The sequence below is a fragment of the Pseudomonas sp. USHLN015 genome (genome assembly GCF_037153275.1).
GTDB classification, from domain to species: Bacteria; Pseudomonadota; Gammaproteobacteria; order Pseudomonadales; family Pseudomonadaceae; genus Metapseudomonas; species Metapseudomonas tohonis.
Genome location: NZ_JBBCKP010000009.1, coordinates 155,675 through 171,708, shown reverse-complemented (window position 1 = coordinate 171,708; position 16,034 = coordinate 155,675). Strand labels below are relative to the sequence as shown.

The window sequence follows — 16,034 nt, the reverse complement described above, 5'->3', positions numbered from 1 at the left end:
CGCGAACACTGGATGGCGCCAGTGTCGGAGAGTGCTTGAACTATTAAAAATAGATTGATAAGAACTGATCGTTCACTTTGGAAGAACGAAAAATGCGCCGACTGAATTTCCATCACCTGCATTACTTCTGGGCCGTGGCCAAGGAAGGCAACCTGACCCGGGCCGCCGACGCGCTGCACGTATCGCAATCAGCCCTGTCCACGCAGATCCGCGTGCTGGAGGACCAGCTCGGCCATGTCCTCTTCATCCGCTCCGGCCGCAGCCTGCGGCTCACCGAGGCGGGGCAGCTGGTGCTGGACTATGCCGACACCATCTTCGCCCTCGGCAGCGAACTGCAGACCACCCTGCAGAACAGCCGGCAGGCCAGCCAGACGCTGCGCATCGGCGCTGTCGCCACCTTGTCGAGGAACTTCCAGGAGAACCTGCTGCGCCCCTTCCTCGGCCGTGAAGGCCTGCGCATCACGCTGGAGTCAGGCAGCGTGGATGAGCTGCTGGAGCGCCTGGCCCTGCACAAGCTGGATGTGGTGCTGACCAACAAGGCGGTCAGCGCCGATAGCCAGCGCACCTGGCAGTGCCGCCTGCTCGATCGCCAGGCCGTGTGCCTGATCGGCCCGCCGCGCGAGGATGCCCACCCCTTCGACCTGCGCCGCGACCTGCAGCAGGCCCGCCTGATCGTGCCCGGCCGCAGCAGCGATGTGCGCAGCCAGTTCGAGGTCTACTGCAACAGCCACGGCGTGCAGCCGGACATCTGCGCGGAGGTCGACGACATGGCCATGCTGCGCCTGCTGGCGCGGGACTCCGGCGATATTGCGTTGCTGCCTGCCGTGGTGGTGCAGGACGAACTGCGCAGCGGTGCGCTGGAGCTGTACGCCGAAGTCCCCGACATCGCCGAACGGTTCTACGCCGTCACGCTGCAGCGCCAGTTCAACCTCAATATCCTCGACGAGATGTTCGGCGGGCCGAGGGCGCACGACGTGAAATGAGGGCGTGGGCTGCGTGCGCGGGCAGTTGCGGGGGGGAGGGCGCATCTGGGTGGAGGAGGGGCGCTGCCGAGCGCAAGCTGACGGTCGTCCGGTGCCAGGGTCTGAGGTCTAGTTCTGAACCGTTTCTCGTAGCTGGCCGACCGCGCTCACCACCCGTTGCGCCTCTGCGCGGATCTCCAGCATGACCTCTCCGGCCTCTCCTGCGAGGGCGACACCTTTCCTCACTTTTTCCTGGCTGCCCAGCATGCTCGCCACGACGCTCTGGGTCAGGTTTTGGTTCAGCTGCACGACCTCGTTGATTTCCAGGGTCGCCTGGCTGGTGCGCGACGCCAGGTTGCGAACCTCGTCCGCCACCACCGCAAAGCCTCGCCCGAGTTCACCTGCCCGTGCAGCCTCGATCGCAGCATTGAGGGCGAGCAGGTTGGTCTGGTCGGCGATGCCCCTGATGACCTGGACGATGCTGCCGATGCGCTCCGATTGGGTGTTGAGTGCGCCGATCTGCTCGGAGACCCGGTCCAGTTCCTCGGAAATGCCGCGAACGACCTGCCTGGTCTCATCCACCGTGGCCGCGCCCTTCACCGAGCTCCCGTCGGTTTTCTGGGCGATCTCATAGGCCAGTTGCGCTGCGGCCGACTCGGCGTTCCGGCGCTCGACCTGCGCGGTGATGTCGCTGGCGAACTTGACGACCCCGTAGAGTTTGCCGGCCGCATCATAGAGCGGGTTGTAGGTGGCTCTGAGCCAAACGACACGGCCATTTTTGGCAACGCGCTTGAAGACTTCGTGGATGTATTCGCCTTGATTCAAGCGCTGCCAGAAACGGCGGTAATCATCGCTGTTGACCTCGGCAGGCTCGCAAAACATGCGGTGGTGCTTGCCACGGATTTCTTCCGATCGATAACCCATGGTGGCCAGGAAGTTTTCGTTTGCTTCCAGCACTTCCCCGTTCAGGTTGAACTCGATCACGGCCATCGAACGGTCGAGGGCGGTGAGCATGCTGGTCTGCTTGTTCTCCGCCTGGATCTGCCGGGTGATATCGGCTGCAATCTTGATGACGCTCACCACCTGGCCCTCGCCGTTGTGGACGGGCATATAGGTGGCTTCGAGCCAGATCTCGTGGCCATCCTTGGTCAGCCGCATGAAACGGTCGCTGAAGCTCTCGCCCTTCGAGAGTCGGCTCCAGAACTGCCGGTACTCCGGGCTGTTCGCCAGGCTCGCGGGGCAGAACAGCCGGTGGTGCTGGCCTACCACCTCCTCGAGGCGATAACCCACCACGTTCAGGAACGCCTGGTTCGCGTCCAGGATCTCGCCGGCCGGTGTGAAATCGATCATCGCCATGCTGCTGCGTATCGCCGCCAGTTTCTGGTCGATGTTCTGGAAGCGATTCTTGTAGGCCTGCAATTCATTGCGAAGGTGTGAACCGAACATGGGGACCTCGATGCAGCGGTTGAGGGGCGGAGGACTATTCTTTGCAGAATATCGTCCGAAGGCCATCAAGGGTGAGGCCTGCGATGAAATTCGCGCCGTGGAGGCAGCCCGGGCAGTCGGGGGCCGATGAGTGCCGGAGGAACCTGTGAGTGGCTGCAGTGGGCCCATAAGCTACCCGTCGCTTAGCGTCGTCCAGGTTGGCCATGGTCCGCTGCTGGTTCGCATCCGGTCCTGGATGGCCTGCCCTGGCTGGCCGCCAGCATCTGCTCCCTGCTGTGCCTCTGCGTGGGTCTCGGGCTTTTTCGGCTCGATGAAGTCCCGTGCCCCTCGCTGACACTTATCTGGTGAAGTCGCGCCATAGCCAAAAATAATTGGCTCTGAGCGGCATGTTTGATGGCTAATTGATATTGCTCATTGCAGTCTTTGGAGTGCCCCTCATGGCTGATAGCGCGACGAACGACCGCATAAAAGTCGAAGCCGCACAGCTGGCTATTGGCATGTATGTGACGGAGCTGGATCGCCCCTGGACGGATACCAATTTTCTATTTCAAGGGTTTCGAATCCGTCAGCAACAGGAAATCCGCTTGTTGCAGGAGGTTTGCGATTACGTATGGGTCGACGCCCGGCGTTCGCTGGGTGTACATGTGCAGCTCGCGGAGAACCTTGCAACTCCCCTCTTGCCCACCATCGGCAAGGTCGACTTTTCCCAGGAACTGGAGCGCGCGTCGCCCGTTTGGGATGCGGCGCGTGAGGAGTCGTTACGTATCCTCAATGCAGTGAAATTGGGGGCGGAGTTGGATGTCGTCGCAGTCAAGGCTGTGATCAAGGAATGCGTAGAAAGTATTCTGCGAAATCCTGCAGCGATGCTGTGGCTGGCGCGTATCAAGAACAGCGACGATTACACGGCCGAGCATTCGCTGAGAGTTTCCATCCTGTCGATCGCATTGGGGCGTGAACTTGGTATGCCGGCCTACCAGCTGGAGCAGATCGGTGTTTGCGGCATGCTCCATGACGTGGGCAAGTTGAAGGTGCCGAACGAAATACTCAACAAGCCCGGGGCGCTGACTGCCGAAGAGCTGCGGATCATGCAGAGCCATGCGTCCGAAGGACGGAAGCTCCTGATGAGCAATCAGCAGATCACCCCTGCGACCGTTGATGTCGCCTACTCGCACCATGAGCGGATTGACGGAAAAGGCTACCCGCGTGGACTGGATGCCGCCAGGATTCCCTACTTCGCCAAGATCGTCGCGGTGGCCGACAGCTACGACGCCATCAACAGTGATCGTGTCTACAGCAAGGGCAAATCCAGCCTGGAAACACTGCGCATCCTGCTCGAGGCGGCCAACAGCCACTTCGATGAAGCGATTGTCGGGTGTTTCATACGCATGGTCGGCATCTACCCCCCGGGGGAGATCGCCGAGCTAAGCACCGGGGAGGTTGGCATCATCATCGGCTGCGCCGCAGGCAACAAGCTCAAGCCAAGGGTTCTGATCGTCCGCAACGCTGAGAAAGAACCGTGCAAGGAAAGAATACTGGACCTCGCCGATGTCGCTGTCGGCAGGACCTGTCGAGTGCGGGAAGTGCATAGCAGCGGGGCCTTCGGCATCGATATCGGGGCGTATCGATGCAAGGGGCTCCTGGTTCCGGGGAATCTCTGAGGCGTTGAGCTGCCATAGGGGCAGGTCATGGGGCGTGCCCGATGTCTTGGAGTCGCTGCCATTGGGTCACCCATGCGGAGCAGCATCAACTCTCACGAGCACCCCGAGGCTAGGGGGCCGCATCCTGGACGCCTGCTGCGCTAGACGCGACCGAATCGTTGCCGGTATTGCGCTGGGGTCAAGCCAGTCAGCTCCTTGGACATTCTTCGAAGATTCGAATCGCTGCTGAAGCCGAGTTCGCCACTGATGGTCTTGAGTGGGGCAGAGGTCAGTGTCAGGCGCTCGCTTACCTGGCTCAACTTGATGCGGCGAGCGTAGCTGGCCACTGCGGTGCCTGTTTCATCACTGACCTTGCGCGCCAGGGTTCGCTCGCTCATTCCCAACTCATGCGCCAGGGCCTGGATGGTGATCCGTTCGGCAGGCATCTCCTGCACCAGTGCATGCAGCCTGCGCAGCAGCTGGCTGGGTTGTTCGATGAGGCTCAGGGTCTTGAAGGCACCGTGAGATCGGGTTGGACGCGGCAGCACCATCAGCCGATTGAGGTCCTCGAAGGCTGTTGCATTGACATGTCGCTCGATCAGCGCCTGGGCCAGGGGCAAGTAGCCGTTGACTCCACTGGCGGTACCCGTGTGTTCTGTGAAGACGCAGTTCTGCTCGTACTGCCACCGCACCCTGGGGTAGCGCTGCAGCAACGCATCTGCCAGCCACCAAGTCGCCGTGGCGGGTTGCCCGTCCAGGCGTCCACTGGCGGCCGCCAGGCAGACTCCGGTGCAGTAGCTCCAAACTCGGCACCGCTTGCCAAGTCTCGCCAGACCAGCCAGCAGCGAGGCATTGCCCTCCAGGCTGGACTCGACCTGCTGTGGCGACTCCGCCCAGAAACCAGGAATCAGGACCGCGTCCAGTGCCATTTCTGACACACCGTAGCTGGCCGTCAACTGCAGGCCGTGGGCGCAATCGACCGGTCCGCTTCGCTCGGCAACCAAGTGCGTTTCGAAGAGCGCGTGTCCTATCCTCCGGTTGGCGGCGTGCAGCATGTCGGCGAAGGCCAGAAGCCCAGCGGGCATACAGCCGGGGAAGAGCAGGAGGCCGATTCGCAAAGTGGTCATGGCGGATAATGAATCGTTTATGTCAGGTTCCGCCATTATGGGCGATGCATGAGCCCGGCACCATGAGCCCACACCTTGAGGAGGGTTCGTGATGAAAATCAGACAGATCCGTAACGCTACGATCATTCTCGAACTGGGCGACTATCGTGTCCTGGTCGATCCCATGCTGGCACCTAAGGGCGCGCTGCCTTCCCTGCGCGTTTTCGCGGGGCGGCAGAGGAACCCGATTGTCGATTTGCCGGAGGGGACTTCGGAGGTTCTGGAATCGGTGACTCATTGCCTGATCACCCATTGCCAGAAGGGCCATTTCGATCACCTGGACAGGGCCGGCTCGCGTTGGTTGAGAGAGCGGCAGGTCCCGGTCATATGCACATTGCATGATGCGGCCTACCTGGCAAGGGTGGGCTTGAACGTGCAGCCCCTGCCGGATGGCCATGAGGAGCCAAAGCCCTTCCTGGAAGGCGTGATCCGCACGGTGCGCTGCACGCATGGTGAGGGCCTGGTTGGACGGTTGATGGAGCACGGCGTCGGCTATCTGATTGAGCTGCCCGGCGAGCCCAGCCTTTACCTGGCAGGCGATACGATTCTGACCCCTGGCGTACGTGACTTCGTGCAGCGGCATCAGCCGCAGGTGAGCGTGGTGCCTGCCGGTGGGGCGCGCTTCGACGTGGGTGGCGACATCATCATGGGGCTGGACGATGTGCTCGACTTCACGCGTCTTGGCAGGGGGACTGTCATCGCGAACCATCTGGAAGCGATCAACCATTGCCCCGTTACGCGCCGGGAGCTGACGCGTGCGGCGATCGCTGCCGGTGTTGCCCATCGGCTGTTGATACCTGTGGATGGTCAGGTACTGCATTTCGGAGCACCTGGTTAAGTGTCTGGCTCTGGTCGATGTCCTGGACGCGATGCTCGTAGGCCTGCCATTCAGCGCGAAGGCGTGAACCGAACAGGGGGACCTCGATGCAACGGTTTAGGGCGGAGGGCGCTTATGACGGCCAGCGGTACCGCGGCAGCCTCACGATGGTTCTCCCATAACCCTTTTCGTATGATGCGCGCACACGAGATCTGGAAGGTTTGGCGTGAAATCACCTAGAGGCGTTTCATCGGGGCAGGGTACGCAGGGCAGTGCCAAATGGGACCTGAGCGAAGCTGTAAACCAGCTTTCGTGGGACGATCTTCGGATCATCAAGACGCTCAGCGAATGCGGCAATCGCGCCGTCACCGCCAAGAAGCTCGGGATCAACGTATCCACCGTCTCACGCCGGGTGGCCCAGCTCGAGAAAACACTGGGGATTGCTCTGTTCGATCACCGCCGCTCGGGTTACATGCTCACCACGGAAGGTGCCGAATTGCGAGCCCTGGCCGAACGCGTCGAGCTCGATATCGTCAGCGTCGCCCGGCGCATATCACGCGCGGAGCACGGGCTCCTGGGCAAGCTGCGGATCACCACCAGCGACTCGTTGCTCCTGTACTTCCTCACCCCGATCATTGCGGACTTCAGGGCGGTCAACGAAGGGATAACGATCGAGGTCCTAGTGGGTAACCAAACGCTGAGCCTGGCCCGGGACGAGTCGGACATCGCAGTGAGAGCGACCAAGAAACCCTCGGAAAGCCTGGTGGGGCGCAAACTCGCGACGATCGCCTGGGCACCGTACGGCACCCTCAGAAACGCGCCTGCCCCTGCGCTTTTCGCCGAAGGCCAGTCATGGGTGTCGTATTCCGGTGGCCTTAGCGGCCTGAAGGCCACCAGCTACGTCGACAACCGAGTGGATGCGCACTGCATCTCCTACCGCACCGACTCCGTCGCCGCAGCGAGCGCGGCGATCGCGGCGGGGCTCGGCCTGGGGTTCCTGCCCTGCATGCTGGGCGATATCACGCCGGGGTTGAGGCGCGTCGGCTCCGTGGTGCCCGAGCTCAATGACGAACTCTGGCTGCTCACCCACCAGGACATCCGGAAGTCCTGGCGAGTCAAGGCGTTCATGACCTTCTGCGCCGCCGCAGTGGCGAACCAGAAGCCCCTCATCGAGGGGCAACTCGCTCACCCGGCAGAGTAGTTCCGGTCGGTTATCTCGCTTGATCGGCCTGCGCGCCGATAACGGCCTTGCAAGCGATTTCGACCAGTTGCGGGCGCTGCGCCAACCGGGACACGCCAATGATATTGCTCGCGCACTGCGGGCGTTCGGTGCCATAGGCAGCCTTGCGAACACTGCCCACCACGGCGAATGCCGCGTCCATGTCCAGTACGTACAGCGTCTCTTCGACTACGTCCTCAAGCGTGGCGCCATAGAGGGCGAGCAGCTTGGCGATGTTGGCATAGGCAGTGCGCATCTGTTCTCCCATCGCGGAGAAATCACGGGGCTTGCCCTTGCTATCCAGCGGTGCAGGGGCAACCAGGTTGCCGTCTTCATCGTGGTTGAACTGGCCGGATACATAGACCTCGTTCCCCACCTGCCGCGCCTGGGGGTAGCCATATCCCTCTTCCCAGGGGACACCCCAGTACGCGGTTTTCTGGCCATCGGGTCGTGAAGCTGCCATTGCATTCTCCTTGCTCGGATCGGACGCCTGGATTGCGTCGGTTCGGTGGGTGGAGGGCGGATGCTAGCAGCGCCAACGCGCACTCGATGGCGCATTTTTGCGCCAGCAAAAGCGCAAAAATGCACAAACGAAGTGCCGGTCGATCGGCTAACTTGGATTCGTGTTCAGGCCGCAGCCGCTCCGAAAGCCTCCTGGATCCCCAGGTGATCACGACGCCAATGCAGCCGCCGAAAACCTCACCAAGACCCTCCACACCATCGACAGGTAACGACAATGAACAATCCGAAAACCGAAGTCCTGACGCCCCAGAACAGCCAACTGATCTTCATCGACCACCAGCCCCAGATGGCCTTCGGTGTCCAGAGCATCGACCGGCAAACCCTGAAGAACAACACGGTGGCCCTGGCCAAGGCTGCGAAGATCTTCGACGTCCCCACCACCATCACCACGGTGGAGACCGAGAGCTTCTCCGGCCATACCTACCCCGAGCTGCTCGCGGTGTTTCCCGATGCGCCGCTGCTCGAGCGCACCTCGATGAATTCCTGGGACGACCAGAAGGTCCGTGATGCCTTGAAGAAGAACGGGCGCAAGAAAATCATCGTCGCCGGCCTCTGGACCGAGGTGTGCAACACCACCTTCGCACTCTCGGCCATGCACGATGCCGACTACGAGATCTACATGGTCGCCGACGCTTCCGGCGGCACCACTAAGGAAGCCCACGACTACGCCATGCAGCGCATGATCCAGGCTGGCGTGGTGCCCATGACCTGGCAGCAGGTGCTGCTGGAATGGCAGCGCGACTGGAAGAATCGCGACACCTACGACGCCGTCATGAACCTGGTCAAGGAACACTCCGGCGCATACGGCATGGGCGTCGACTACGCCTACACCATGGTCCACAAGGCGCCTGAGCGCGTTGCGCACGGTCCGACCCTGGCCCCGGTTGCCGCTCCCCTCTAAGCCTGGGCGCCCCCGGTTCTCGGGGGCGACCCTTCCAACCGAATGATTCAGACGCAAGCCGATACCCTCTCGGTGGTGGGCACGGCTGCGCGCGTTACCAGGAGATAGCGATGAACATGGCCGTGCTCGATCAGGAAACCTACCAACTCGCCATGGCGTTCCAGGCAGCGCTGCAAGACAGTGCGCGGCCTGAACCCCAGTCCCTGCACCAACTGGGCATGCGTCTTTGCCAGCACCTGGTCGTCCGCTACGAGGATCACGTGGCGGACAGTCGGGACAGGGTCGCGCTGGCGCCCTGGCAGGAGCGCAAGGCCAAGCGGATCCTGGCGTCCACGTGCCAGGACAAGCTGTCCATCGCCGAAGTCGCCTCGCAATGCTCCATGTCCAGAAGTCATTTTTCCCGCGCCTTCAAGAAAACCACCGGCATGTCGCCGCAGGAGTGGACGCTCAAGTCACGTATCGAACGTGCCCAGCTCCTGATCGCCGGAGGCTCGATGTCCATGTGCGAAGTCGCCTTCGAGTGCGGATTCTCCGACCAGTCCCATTTCACCCGGACATTTCGCAAGCTGACCGGCATCTCCCCCAAGCGCTGGCAGCGCAGCCAGCAGTCATCGCTTCAGGTTGCGTGAGGTTCGATTTCGAGCGAGCAGCGGTAGCGGGCGCCTGTGGAAAGCAGGCATCGGCCGATAGCGGACTGGCAACCACCGCCCGGTAAGGGCTGCAGCCGGCCGGGAGCAATGGGGCGGTGAACACTTTCAGTCGCTCAGCCAGCGATCTTTTCCGGAATGCGCTCCACGAGCCAATCGATGAACACCCGGAGACGGTGGGTAACGTAGCGGTTCTGTGGGTACGCCACGTGGAATGGATAGGGGGCAGGGCGCCAGTCTTCGAGAATCTCCACCAGAGAGCCATCGCGAAGGGCGGCGCCCGCTGCGTAGGTGAAGGTCTGAATGATGCCGAGGCCCGTCACGCAAGCGGCTAGGTGTGCGTTGCTTTCGTTGATGCCGATACGGTGTTCGAGTGTCAGCTCGTGACGTTCCCCGTCGCGTTCGAAGCGCAAGGGCACCGCCCGACCATTCTGTGGTGACAAATAGCTCACCAGCCGGTGGCCATTGCGCAGTTCCTCCGGGTAGGCAGGGACACCGTTATGGCGGAGGTACTCGGGTGAAGCGCAGGTGACCATGGTCGCCTGGCCAAGGCCGCGCGCCACCAGCGACGAGGAATCCAGCGCACCGCCGCGGATCACGCAGTCGACATTGTCGCCAATCAGGTCGACCGAACGATCGGACACTCCAAGGTCGATGCGGATATCCGGATAGCGCGCCAGAAAGTCAGGCAGCAGCGGCACCAATACGTCCCGTGCGGTGGAGCCTCCGACGTCGATGCGAAGGTGGCCACGTGGCTTGCTGCGGGCGATGTTGAAGGAGGAGTCGATGTCTTCCAGGTCTCGCAATACACGGGTGGCCTTGCCGTAGTAATCCTGGCCCTCCGGTGTCACCGTGACACGCCGCGTGGTGCGCTGCAGCAGGCGCACGCCCAGGTGCGCTTCCAGTTCCTGCACCAGTTTGCTCAGGGTGGCGTTGGGCATGTTCAGCGAGTCGGCGGCACGGGTGAAGTTGCCGGCTTCTACCACGCGGGCAAAGGCACGGATGGCCTGGAGCTGGTCCATGAAAAATCCTCGATGGGGGTGCATGGATTATCCATGGCTATGGATAGTCATTCCATTGCATCCGCTTTTTCCATCAATCGACGATCTCTAGAGTAGCGCCATGCCTCGCCTGAATACCGCGCCGGTAGCGGGCCAGAGGCAGTGCATCCAGACCTGAAATCGACCCTTGATCGGAGATAACCATGAACAAGCCATTTACCGGAAAAGTAGCCCTGGTTACCGGAGGCAGCAGCGGCATCGGCCTCGGCGCCGCACAGGAACTCGCCTCACAAGGCGCACGGGTGTTCATCACCGGGCGCCGCCAGGCCGAACTGGACGCAGCTGTCGAGGCCATCGGCCCGTCCGCCACGGCGATCCGCGCCGACGCCTCGGTGCTCGACGACCTGGACGCGGTCTATGCGCAGATCGCCAGAACCGCTGGCCGACTGGACATCCTCTTCGCCAATGCCGGCGGCGGAGACATGCTGCCGTTGGGCGCCATCACCGAGGAACACTTCGATCGCATCTTCGGCACGAATGTGCGCGGCGTCCTATTTACCGTGCAGAAGGCGCTACCGCTGCTGACTGATGGTGCGTCGGTGATCCTGACCTCATCCACCACCTCGATCCAGGGCACCGCCAATTTCAGTGTGTACAGCGCCAGCAAGGCCGCCGTCCGCAACTTCGCCCGCTCCTGGGCGCTGGACCTGAAGGACCGCGGCATCAGAGTCAACGTCGTCAGCCCCGGCCCGGTCCGTACTCCCGGCCTTGGCGAACTGGTGCCCGATGAAGCGCGCCAAGGCCTGTTCGATGCCCTGGCCAGCCAGGTACCGCTGGGCCGGTTGGGCGAGCCCGGGGAGATCGGCAAGGCGGTGGCCTTCCTCGCCTCCGAGTCGGCGAGTTTCATCAACGGCATCGAGCTCTTTGTCGACGGCGGGATGGCCCAGGTCTGATCGCTGGATCTGGGATAGCGGGCTACCTGCTTTGATGGCAAGGGCTGGCCGTTCAAAGATGCCACTGATTGCTGTGGGGCGACTGTTGCTGCTCGTCGGCCACAGTCGGCCATAAGAGGAGGTTCAGGGCAGTGAAAACGACTCTGTCTTTAAGGGCGGCCCTGCCTTTTGTGACCGCTCCATTCCTGCCGCTGGTGACGTGAAGAATGGCTTACGATCCGGCTACCACTCCTTTGACTTCCCCACCTTCATTGACCCGACCGCAGTCGACCGTGGCGAAGTAGTGGGTGCCGGTTATGGCGTTGCCCTGTTGGACCAGGTCGAAGCCTGTGCTGCCGCATTCGGCCTTTGCTTCTCTCTGTTCCGCTGTGCGCAGGTCCAGGTACCAGTGCCCGGTGAAGGAGGGCTCCGGGCCGCACAGGGCGGGAAGGGCGGTGAGAAGCAGCAGCGCTGCGATCGGGATTTTCAGGCGATGGGCAAGTGGGAGCGTGGGCTGGCGGCGTGGTGGGGTGGATTCGGGGCTGTGCCGCATAACGATCCTTATCGCTGCCAGGCTCGCCAGGGGCGGGCTTTCATCCTTCCTCAAGCTCCCTGCGCACTCGCTCAAGCAACTGGTCAATGCTCAGCTCGGGATTTGCCAGCAGATGGCTCTTGGCGAGGATCGTCAGCGGATGCACGCCCATGTTCTCGGCAAACTCAACCAGCTTGATCACTGAGGGGCTCTTGATACCGCGCTCCAGATCGCTGATGTAGGCCTGGCTAGCGCCTATCGTTTCCTGTGAAAGCTTCTTGCTGACCCTCAGGTTCCTGATGGCTTGCCCAAGTGCGAGCTTGAGTTCCATGTCTGCTGTATAGCCTTGCTCAGAGACCCGCCTCGACGAGCAGGTCGGACGGATTGCAGTCCATCGCACCGGCGATTCGGACGATGTTCAGGAATGTAACGTTGCGTTCGCCACGTTCGATCTTGCCCATGTGCGAGCGGTCGATGCCGGCGGCATCGGCGAGCGCTTCTTGTGAGAGGTTGAGCGTCTTCCTGCGAGTGCGCACGGCTTCGCCCAGTCGTAGGAGACTGCCTTCTTTATCGTGATCTGCGGAGATTCTTGCCATGGCGAGAATCTGCTGGCTAGGATGTCTATAGGGCCACGGTATTTATGACCCATTACGTCTTGAAGAAAGGACTGCCGGGAATGCACAGCGACCTGAAAACATGGACCCAGGACATCACCACCATCCTCACCCAACCCCCCGCCCAACCCCAGCTGCAGGCGCTGACCGACTGGCTGCAGCGCTTCGCCCCGGTCGATCACTTCGCGCTGTTCCTCTTCGAAGGCAGCGATGCGCCCTTGCCGCTGTTCCACACCTTGCCCGCCGAGCTGCAGGCCACCTTCATCGACGACTACCGGGGCGGCGCGTACCTGTTCGATCCGTTCTTCCTCGCCTGCACCTTCGAGCGGCCGGATGGCCTCTACAGCATGCGCACGCTGGCGCCGGGGAGCTTTCGGGACAACCACTACTTCCAGCTCTACTACCACCGCCTGGAATTGAGCGAGGAGCTGGGCTTCTTCACCACGCCGGCGCCGGGTTGCCGCGCGGTGTTGTCGTTGATGCGCGGGCAGGGCGGGGCGGTGTTCAGCGAGGAGGAGCTGGAGCTCCTGGGCATCGCGGCGCCGGTGGTGCAGGAGGTGGTGCGCCTAGCCTGTGAGGCGCGGGGCCAGCCGCCGGTGGATGCGCTGCAGCCCAGCGACCATGTGCGCGAGGTGTTCAGCCTGTTTGCGCGGGAGCTGCTGACGCCGCGCGAGTGCAAGGTGGTGCAGCTGCTGTTGCAGGGCTATTCCAGCAGCGAGATCGCCCAGCAGCTGCGCATCACCCGGGGCACGGTGAAGGTCCACCGGCGCAACCTCTACGACAAGCTGGAGATCGGCACCCAGGCGGAGCTGTTCGGGCTGTTCGTGCGCGAGCTGATGGGGGCGCGGATGTTCAGCCGGCCGAGGCGTGTGCGCAGGTGATCGCCTCCCAGAGGCAGCGTGGGTTGCTCACTCCTTCGTGGTCGCCTTGCCCAGCAACGCATTGAAGCCATCGATATCCAGTGGCCTGCTGAGGAAATAGCCCTGGCCTTCCTCGCATGACATCGCCTTGAGCATGTCCAGATGCTCGGCGGTCTCGATCCCCTCCGCGGTCACGGTCAGCGACAAGGCGTGCCCCAGCTCCACGATCGCCCGGATGATCGCCTTGTCCTCCTCGCTGACGTGCGTGCGGTTGAGGAAGCTCCGGTCGATCTTCAGGCCATCGAAGGGGAAGCTGCGCAGGTAGCTCAGGGACGAATACCCTGTTCCGAAGTCGTCCATCGCCAGGCGCACGCCGAGTCCCTTGAGCCTGTGCATCAGCTCCAGCGCTCCTCCGGCATCGTCGAGCATGACGCTTTCGGTGATTTCCAGTTCGAGCCGGGAGGGGCCGATGCCCGAGTCGGCGAGCGCCTTGCCGATCCGTTCGGCGAGGCCGTCGCCCTTGAATTCGAGGGGCGAGAGGTTCAGTGACAGGAACAGGTGGGCCGGCCATTGCGCTGCCTGGTGGCAGGCGGTGGCGATCACCCAGTCACTCAAGGCAATGATCAGCCCGGTCTGCTCCGCAATGGGGATGAAGGTGCTCGGCGGGACCAGCCCGAGCTCGGGGTGCTGCCAGCGGACCAGGGCCTCCGCCCCCTTCATCTGCCCGTCGGCGAGGCGGTAGCGCGGTTGGAAGTGCAGCCTCAGCTCTCCCTGCGTGATGGCGTTGCGCAGGTCGGTTTCCAGGCGCCGGCGCTCGATGATCCTGGCGTTCATCTCGCCCGAGTAGAACCGCCAGGTGCCACGGCCCGCCGCCTTGGCTTCGTACAGGGCGATGTCCGCATAGCGCAGCAGCTCGCTGGCCTCGGCCGCATCGTTGGGCGCCATGGCGATGCCGATGCTGGCGCTCACGTAGGTGGGCTGCTGGTTGATGCTGATGGGCCGCTTGATGGAGTCGAGCACGCGCTGGCACAGGGCTTCGACGTTGGCCTGCGAACCGATATGCGAGAGCAGCAGGACGAATTCGTCGCCCCCGATCCTGGCGACCAGGTCCTTGTGCCGGACGCAGTCGGCCAGGCGATCCGAAATCTCGTTGAGCACCTGGTCCCCCGCCGCGTGGCCGAGCAGGTCGTTGACCGACTTGAAGCGGTCCAGCCCGACGAAAAGCAGCACCAGCGGCTGCTCGCGCGTCGGCCTGGCTTTCAGCTTGCCGTCGAGGAACTCCCTGAGCCGCGCACGGTTGGCGAGCCCCGTGAGCGCGTCATGGCGGGACAGGAACTCGATTCTGCGCCGCGCTTCGATCTCCCCGGTCACATCGGTCGCGGTGCCGCGAAAGCCCCGGTCATCGATGGCTCGTGCCGAAATGCGGGTGACCCGCTCCTGGCCGCCGCAGCCGATGAAGCGGCAGAGGATGCTGTTGTCGGCAGGGAGGCCGGTGCGGCTCAGCCACTGGGACAGGGTGCCGCTCTCGGGAGACAGCAGCTCGTCGATCGGTTGGCCGATCCAGGCATCCCGATCCAGCCCGGTGACCGCCTCGAAGCGCTCGGAAAGGAAGGTGAAGCGCCCCTGGCCGTCGATTTCCCATACCCAGTCGGAGCTGGTTTCCACGATGTCGCGAAAGCGCGCCTCGCTAATCGCCAGGGCGTCCTGGCTGCGCTGCAGGGAGGCATAGCTCGCATCCAGCGCCATGGCGCCGACCGTGGTCCGGCGCAACAACGCCCAGGCCATCAGGCACACCAGCAACGCGATGACGCCCAGCAGCGGGAAGCCCAGCGCCAGCAGGCGCCGGCCGGGTTTTTCCGGTTCCCAGTGGAGGCTGCTGGCAGCCCCCTGTTCGCCCAGGGCGAGAATCGTCTTGTCGTTGAGGTCAGCGGGAGTCGCTCGGCGCAGCCCCTCGACGCCGTATTCCTTGCCCAGTTGCTCCAGGGACGCCGGGTCCAGGATGCGGACGAAGATCAATACCGAGGACGGCCCGGTATCCGGCCGTATGGACGGGTCCGATCCCGGCGTGATGGCTGCCGCCGCGACCACGGCAGGCTGCCCGTCGATATCCACGAATGCCGTGACGGGGGTTTCCGACTCCGCTCCAAGGCGGGCCTGGTCGAGGAGCGGCTCCAGGGAGCGCTTGAACCAAAGCGAGGCGTCCGTGTGTTGCAGCCGGCCATTGATCACGGAGTACAGGGTGTGACCGGCGCCATCCACGACGAACACCCCTTGCAGCCCGAAGTCGTCGTACAGGGTCGGCCCCAGGTTCTGCCGGGCATAAGCCCATTCGGAGTTCACCTGCTGGTGCAGGTTGCGATAGGCATCCCCCCAGAACGCGTAGTCCCGGAGTGTCGAACGCAGCGACTTCTCCAGCGATTGAATGGCCTTCTCGGTGTAGAACGCGCTCTCTATCTCCTCGGTCTTGTCCAGGTCATGCGCCAGGTAGATGAGCAGATAGGCAGCGAGCAGGAAGGCGCTGGTGAGCAGCCCGAAGAACTTCAAGAGAGACGCCCGCGTCAACGCCACGCTGGAGCGGTTGGGTGATGGCCTGTCCGTGCGCGGGTTTACGTCTATCATCAAGTCCTCACTGCTGGAGAGCCACGCGGCACGGCGCGGCCCAGGCCATTTCAGTTTATGTGAGCGCGGAGAAAATGCTGGGGAGTCTGCGCAAGACAGCCCGGGGCGCCATGCGGTAACGGATGAACAACAGACCGGCGCGGGGCGGAAAGTTGCAGG

General features: G+C 62.9%; 15 protein-coding genes and 2 pseudogenes. 8 read left to right on the top strand and 9 right to left on the bottom strand.

Features of this window, described 5'->3' with window-relative positions; genetic code table 11:
* Nucleotides 1-92 precede the first annotated feature (92 nt).
* Nucleotides 93-983: a LysR family transcriptional regulator gene (locus tag WFQ67_RS19390; RefSeq protein ID WP_337057930.1), complete on the top strand. Its 891-nt coding sequence runs from the start codon at nucleotides 93-95 to the stop codon at nucleotides 981-983.
* A 108-nt stretch (nucleotides 984-1,091) separates the two neighbouring features.
* Here WFQ67_RS19390 and WFQ67_RS30460 read toward each other — a convergent pair.
* Together WFQ67_RS30460 and WFQ67_RS30455 are read right to left on the bottom strand one after the other, a co-directional pair.
* Nucleotides 1,092-1,460 (bottom strand): annotated as a pseudogene (locus WFQ67_RS30460) (methyl-accepting chemotaxis protein); the annotation flags it as partial.
* A 174-nt stretch (nucleotides 1,461-1,634) separates the two neighbouring features.
* Nucleotides 1,635-2,408, bottom strand: a pseudogene (locus WFQ67_RS30455) (PAS domain-containing protein); the annotation flags it as partial.
* Between the two features lie 437 nt (nucleotides 2,409-2,845).
* Here WFQ67_RS30455 and WFQ67_RS19380 point away from each other — a divergent pair.
* Nucleotides 2,846-4,066: an HD-GYP domain-containing protein gene (locus tag WFQ67_RS19380; RefSeq protein WP_213625069.1), complete on the top strand. Its 1,221-nt coding sequence runs from the start codon at nucleotides 2,846-2,848 to the stop codon at nucleotides 4,064-4,066.
* Between the two features lie 140 nt (nucleotides 4,067-4,206).
* On the opposite strand, the gene WFQ67_RS19375 is transcribed toward WFQ67_RS19380, so the two are convergent.
* Nucleotides 4,207-5,172, bottom strand: a complete 966-nt coding sequence (locus WFQ67_RS19375) for a GlxA family transcriptional regulator (RefSeq protein ID WP_337057928.1) — start codon at nucleotides 5,170-5,172, stop codon at nucleotides 4,207-4,209.
* Nucleotides 5,173-5,263: 91 nt separating this feature from the next.
* Between WFQ67_RS19375 and WFQ67_RS19370 the strand changes: the two genes are divergently transcribed.
* Nucleotides 5,264-6,049, top strand: a complete 786-nt coding sequence (locus WFQ67_RS19370; RefSeq protein ID WP_213625068.1) for an MBL fold metallo-hydrolase — start codon at nucleotides 5,264-5,266, stop codon at nucleotides 6,047-6,049.
* Between the two features lie 205 nt (nucleotides 6,050-6,254).
* Nucleotides 6,255-7,229, top strand: a complete 975-nt coding sequence (locus WFQ67_RS19365; protein ID WP_337057927.1) for a LysR family transcriptional regulator — start codon at nucleotides 6,255-6,257, stop codon at nucleotides 7,227-7,229.
* Between the two features lie 10 nt (nucleotides 7,230-7,239).
* Here WFQ67_RS19365 and WFQ67_RS19360 read toward each other — a convergent pair whose 3' ends face one another.
* Nucleotides 7,240-7,710: a Rid family hydrolase gene (locus WFQ67_RS19360; RefSeq protein WP_213625067.1), complete on the bottom strand. Its 471-nt coding sequence runs from the start codon at nucleotides 7,708-7,710 to the stop codon at nucleotides 7,240-7,242.
* 273 nt (nucleotides 7,711-7,983) lie between these two features.
* Between WFQ67_RS19360 and WFQ67_RS19355 the strand changes: the two genes are divergently transcribed.
* Together WFQ67_RS19355 and WFQ67_RS19350 are read left to right on the top strand one after the other, a co-directional pair.
* The gene (locus WFQ67_RS19355) at nucleotides 7,984-8,670 is read left to right on the top strand and encodes a hydrolase (protein WP_111260280.1); all 687 of its coding nucleotides are present in this window, start codon (nucleotides 7,984-7,986) and stop codon (nucleotides 8,668-8,670) included.
* Nucleotides 8,671-8,780: 110 nt separating this feature from the next.
* Entirely contained in the window at nucleotides 8,781-9,299 is a 519-nt protein-coding gene (locus WFQ67_RS19350) for a helix-turn-helix domain-containing protein (RefSeq protein WP_213625066.1), read from the top strand.
* Between the two features lie 134 nt (nucleotides 9,300-9,433).
* On the opposite strand, the gene WFQ67_RS19345 is transcribed toward WFQ67_RS19350, so the two are convergent.
* Nucleotides 9,434-10,339 carry a LysR family transcriptional regulator gene (locus WFQ67_RS19345; protein ID WP_213625065.1) on the bottom strand — a complete coding sequence of 302 codons (906 nt, stop codon included), beginning with the start codon at nucleotides 10,337-10,339 and terminating at the stop codon, nucleotides 9,434-9,436.
* Between the two features lie 182 nt (nucleotides 10,340-10,521).
* Here WFQ67_RS19345 and WFQ67_RS19340 point away from each other — a divergent pair, with 182 nt between their 5' ends.
* Nucleotides 10,522-11,271, top strand: coding sequence for an SDR family NAD(P)-dependent oxidoreductase (locus WFQ67_RS19340; RefSeq protein ID WP_213625064.1), 750 nt, complete (start codon nucleotides 10,522-10,524; stop codon nucleotides 11,269-11,271).
* Nucleotides 11,272-11,482: 211 nt separating this feature from the next.
* Here the strand turns inward: WFQ67_RS19340 and WFQ67_RS19335 are convergent, their stop codons facing one another.
* The 3 genes from WFQ67_RS19335 to WFQ67_RS19325 are packed head-to-tail and all read right to left on the bottom strand — an operon-like array spanning nucleotide 11,483 to nucleotide 12,378.
* Nucleotides 11,483-11,803 carry a hypothetical protein gene (locus WFQ67_RS19335; protein ID WP_337057926.1) on the bottom strand — a complete coding sequence of 107 codons (321 nt, stop codon included), beginning with the start codon at nucleotides 11,801-11,803 and terminating at the stop codon, nucleotides 11,483-11,485.
* 40 nt (nucleotides 11,804-11,843) lie between these two features.
* A complete protein-coding gene (locus WFQ67_RS19330) occupies nucleotides 11,844-12,113 on the bottom strand; it encodes a helix-turn-helix domain-containing protein (RefSeq protein ID WP_337057925.1) in 270 nt (89 codons plus the stop codon).
* 19 nt (nucleotides 12,114-12,132) lie between these two features.
* Nucleotides 12,133-12,378, bottom strand: coding sequence for a helix-turn-helix domain-containing protein (locus tag WFQ67_RS19325; protein ID WP_213625061.1), 246 nt, complete (start codon nucleotides 12,376-12,378; stop codon nucleotides 12,133-12,135).
* Nucleotides 12,379-12,458: 80 nt separating this feature from the next.
* Here WFQ67_RS19325 and WFQ67_RS19320 point away from each other — a divergent pair, with 80 nt between their 5' ends.
* A complete protein-coding gene (locus WFQ67_RS19320) occupies nucleotides 12,459-13,277 on the top strand; it encodes a helix-turn-helix transcriptional regulator (protein WP_337057924.1) in 819 nt (272 codons plus the stop codon).
* Nucleotides 13,278-13,304: 27 nt separating this feature from the next.
* Here WFQ67_RS19320 and WFQ67_RS19315 read toward each other — a convergent pair whose 3' ends face one another.
* Complete coding sequence (locus tag WFQ67_RS19315; protein ID WP_337057923.1) at nucleotides 13,305-15,875, bottom strand: bifunctional diguanylate cyclase/phosphodiesterase; 2,571 nt, start codon at nucleotides 15,873-15,875, stop codon at nucleotides 13,305-13,307.
* Between the last annotated feature and the right edge of the window lie 159 nt (nucleotides 15,876-16,034).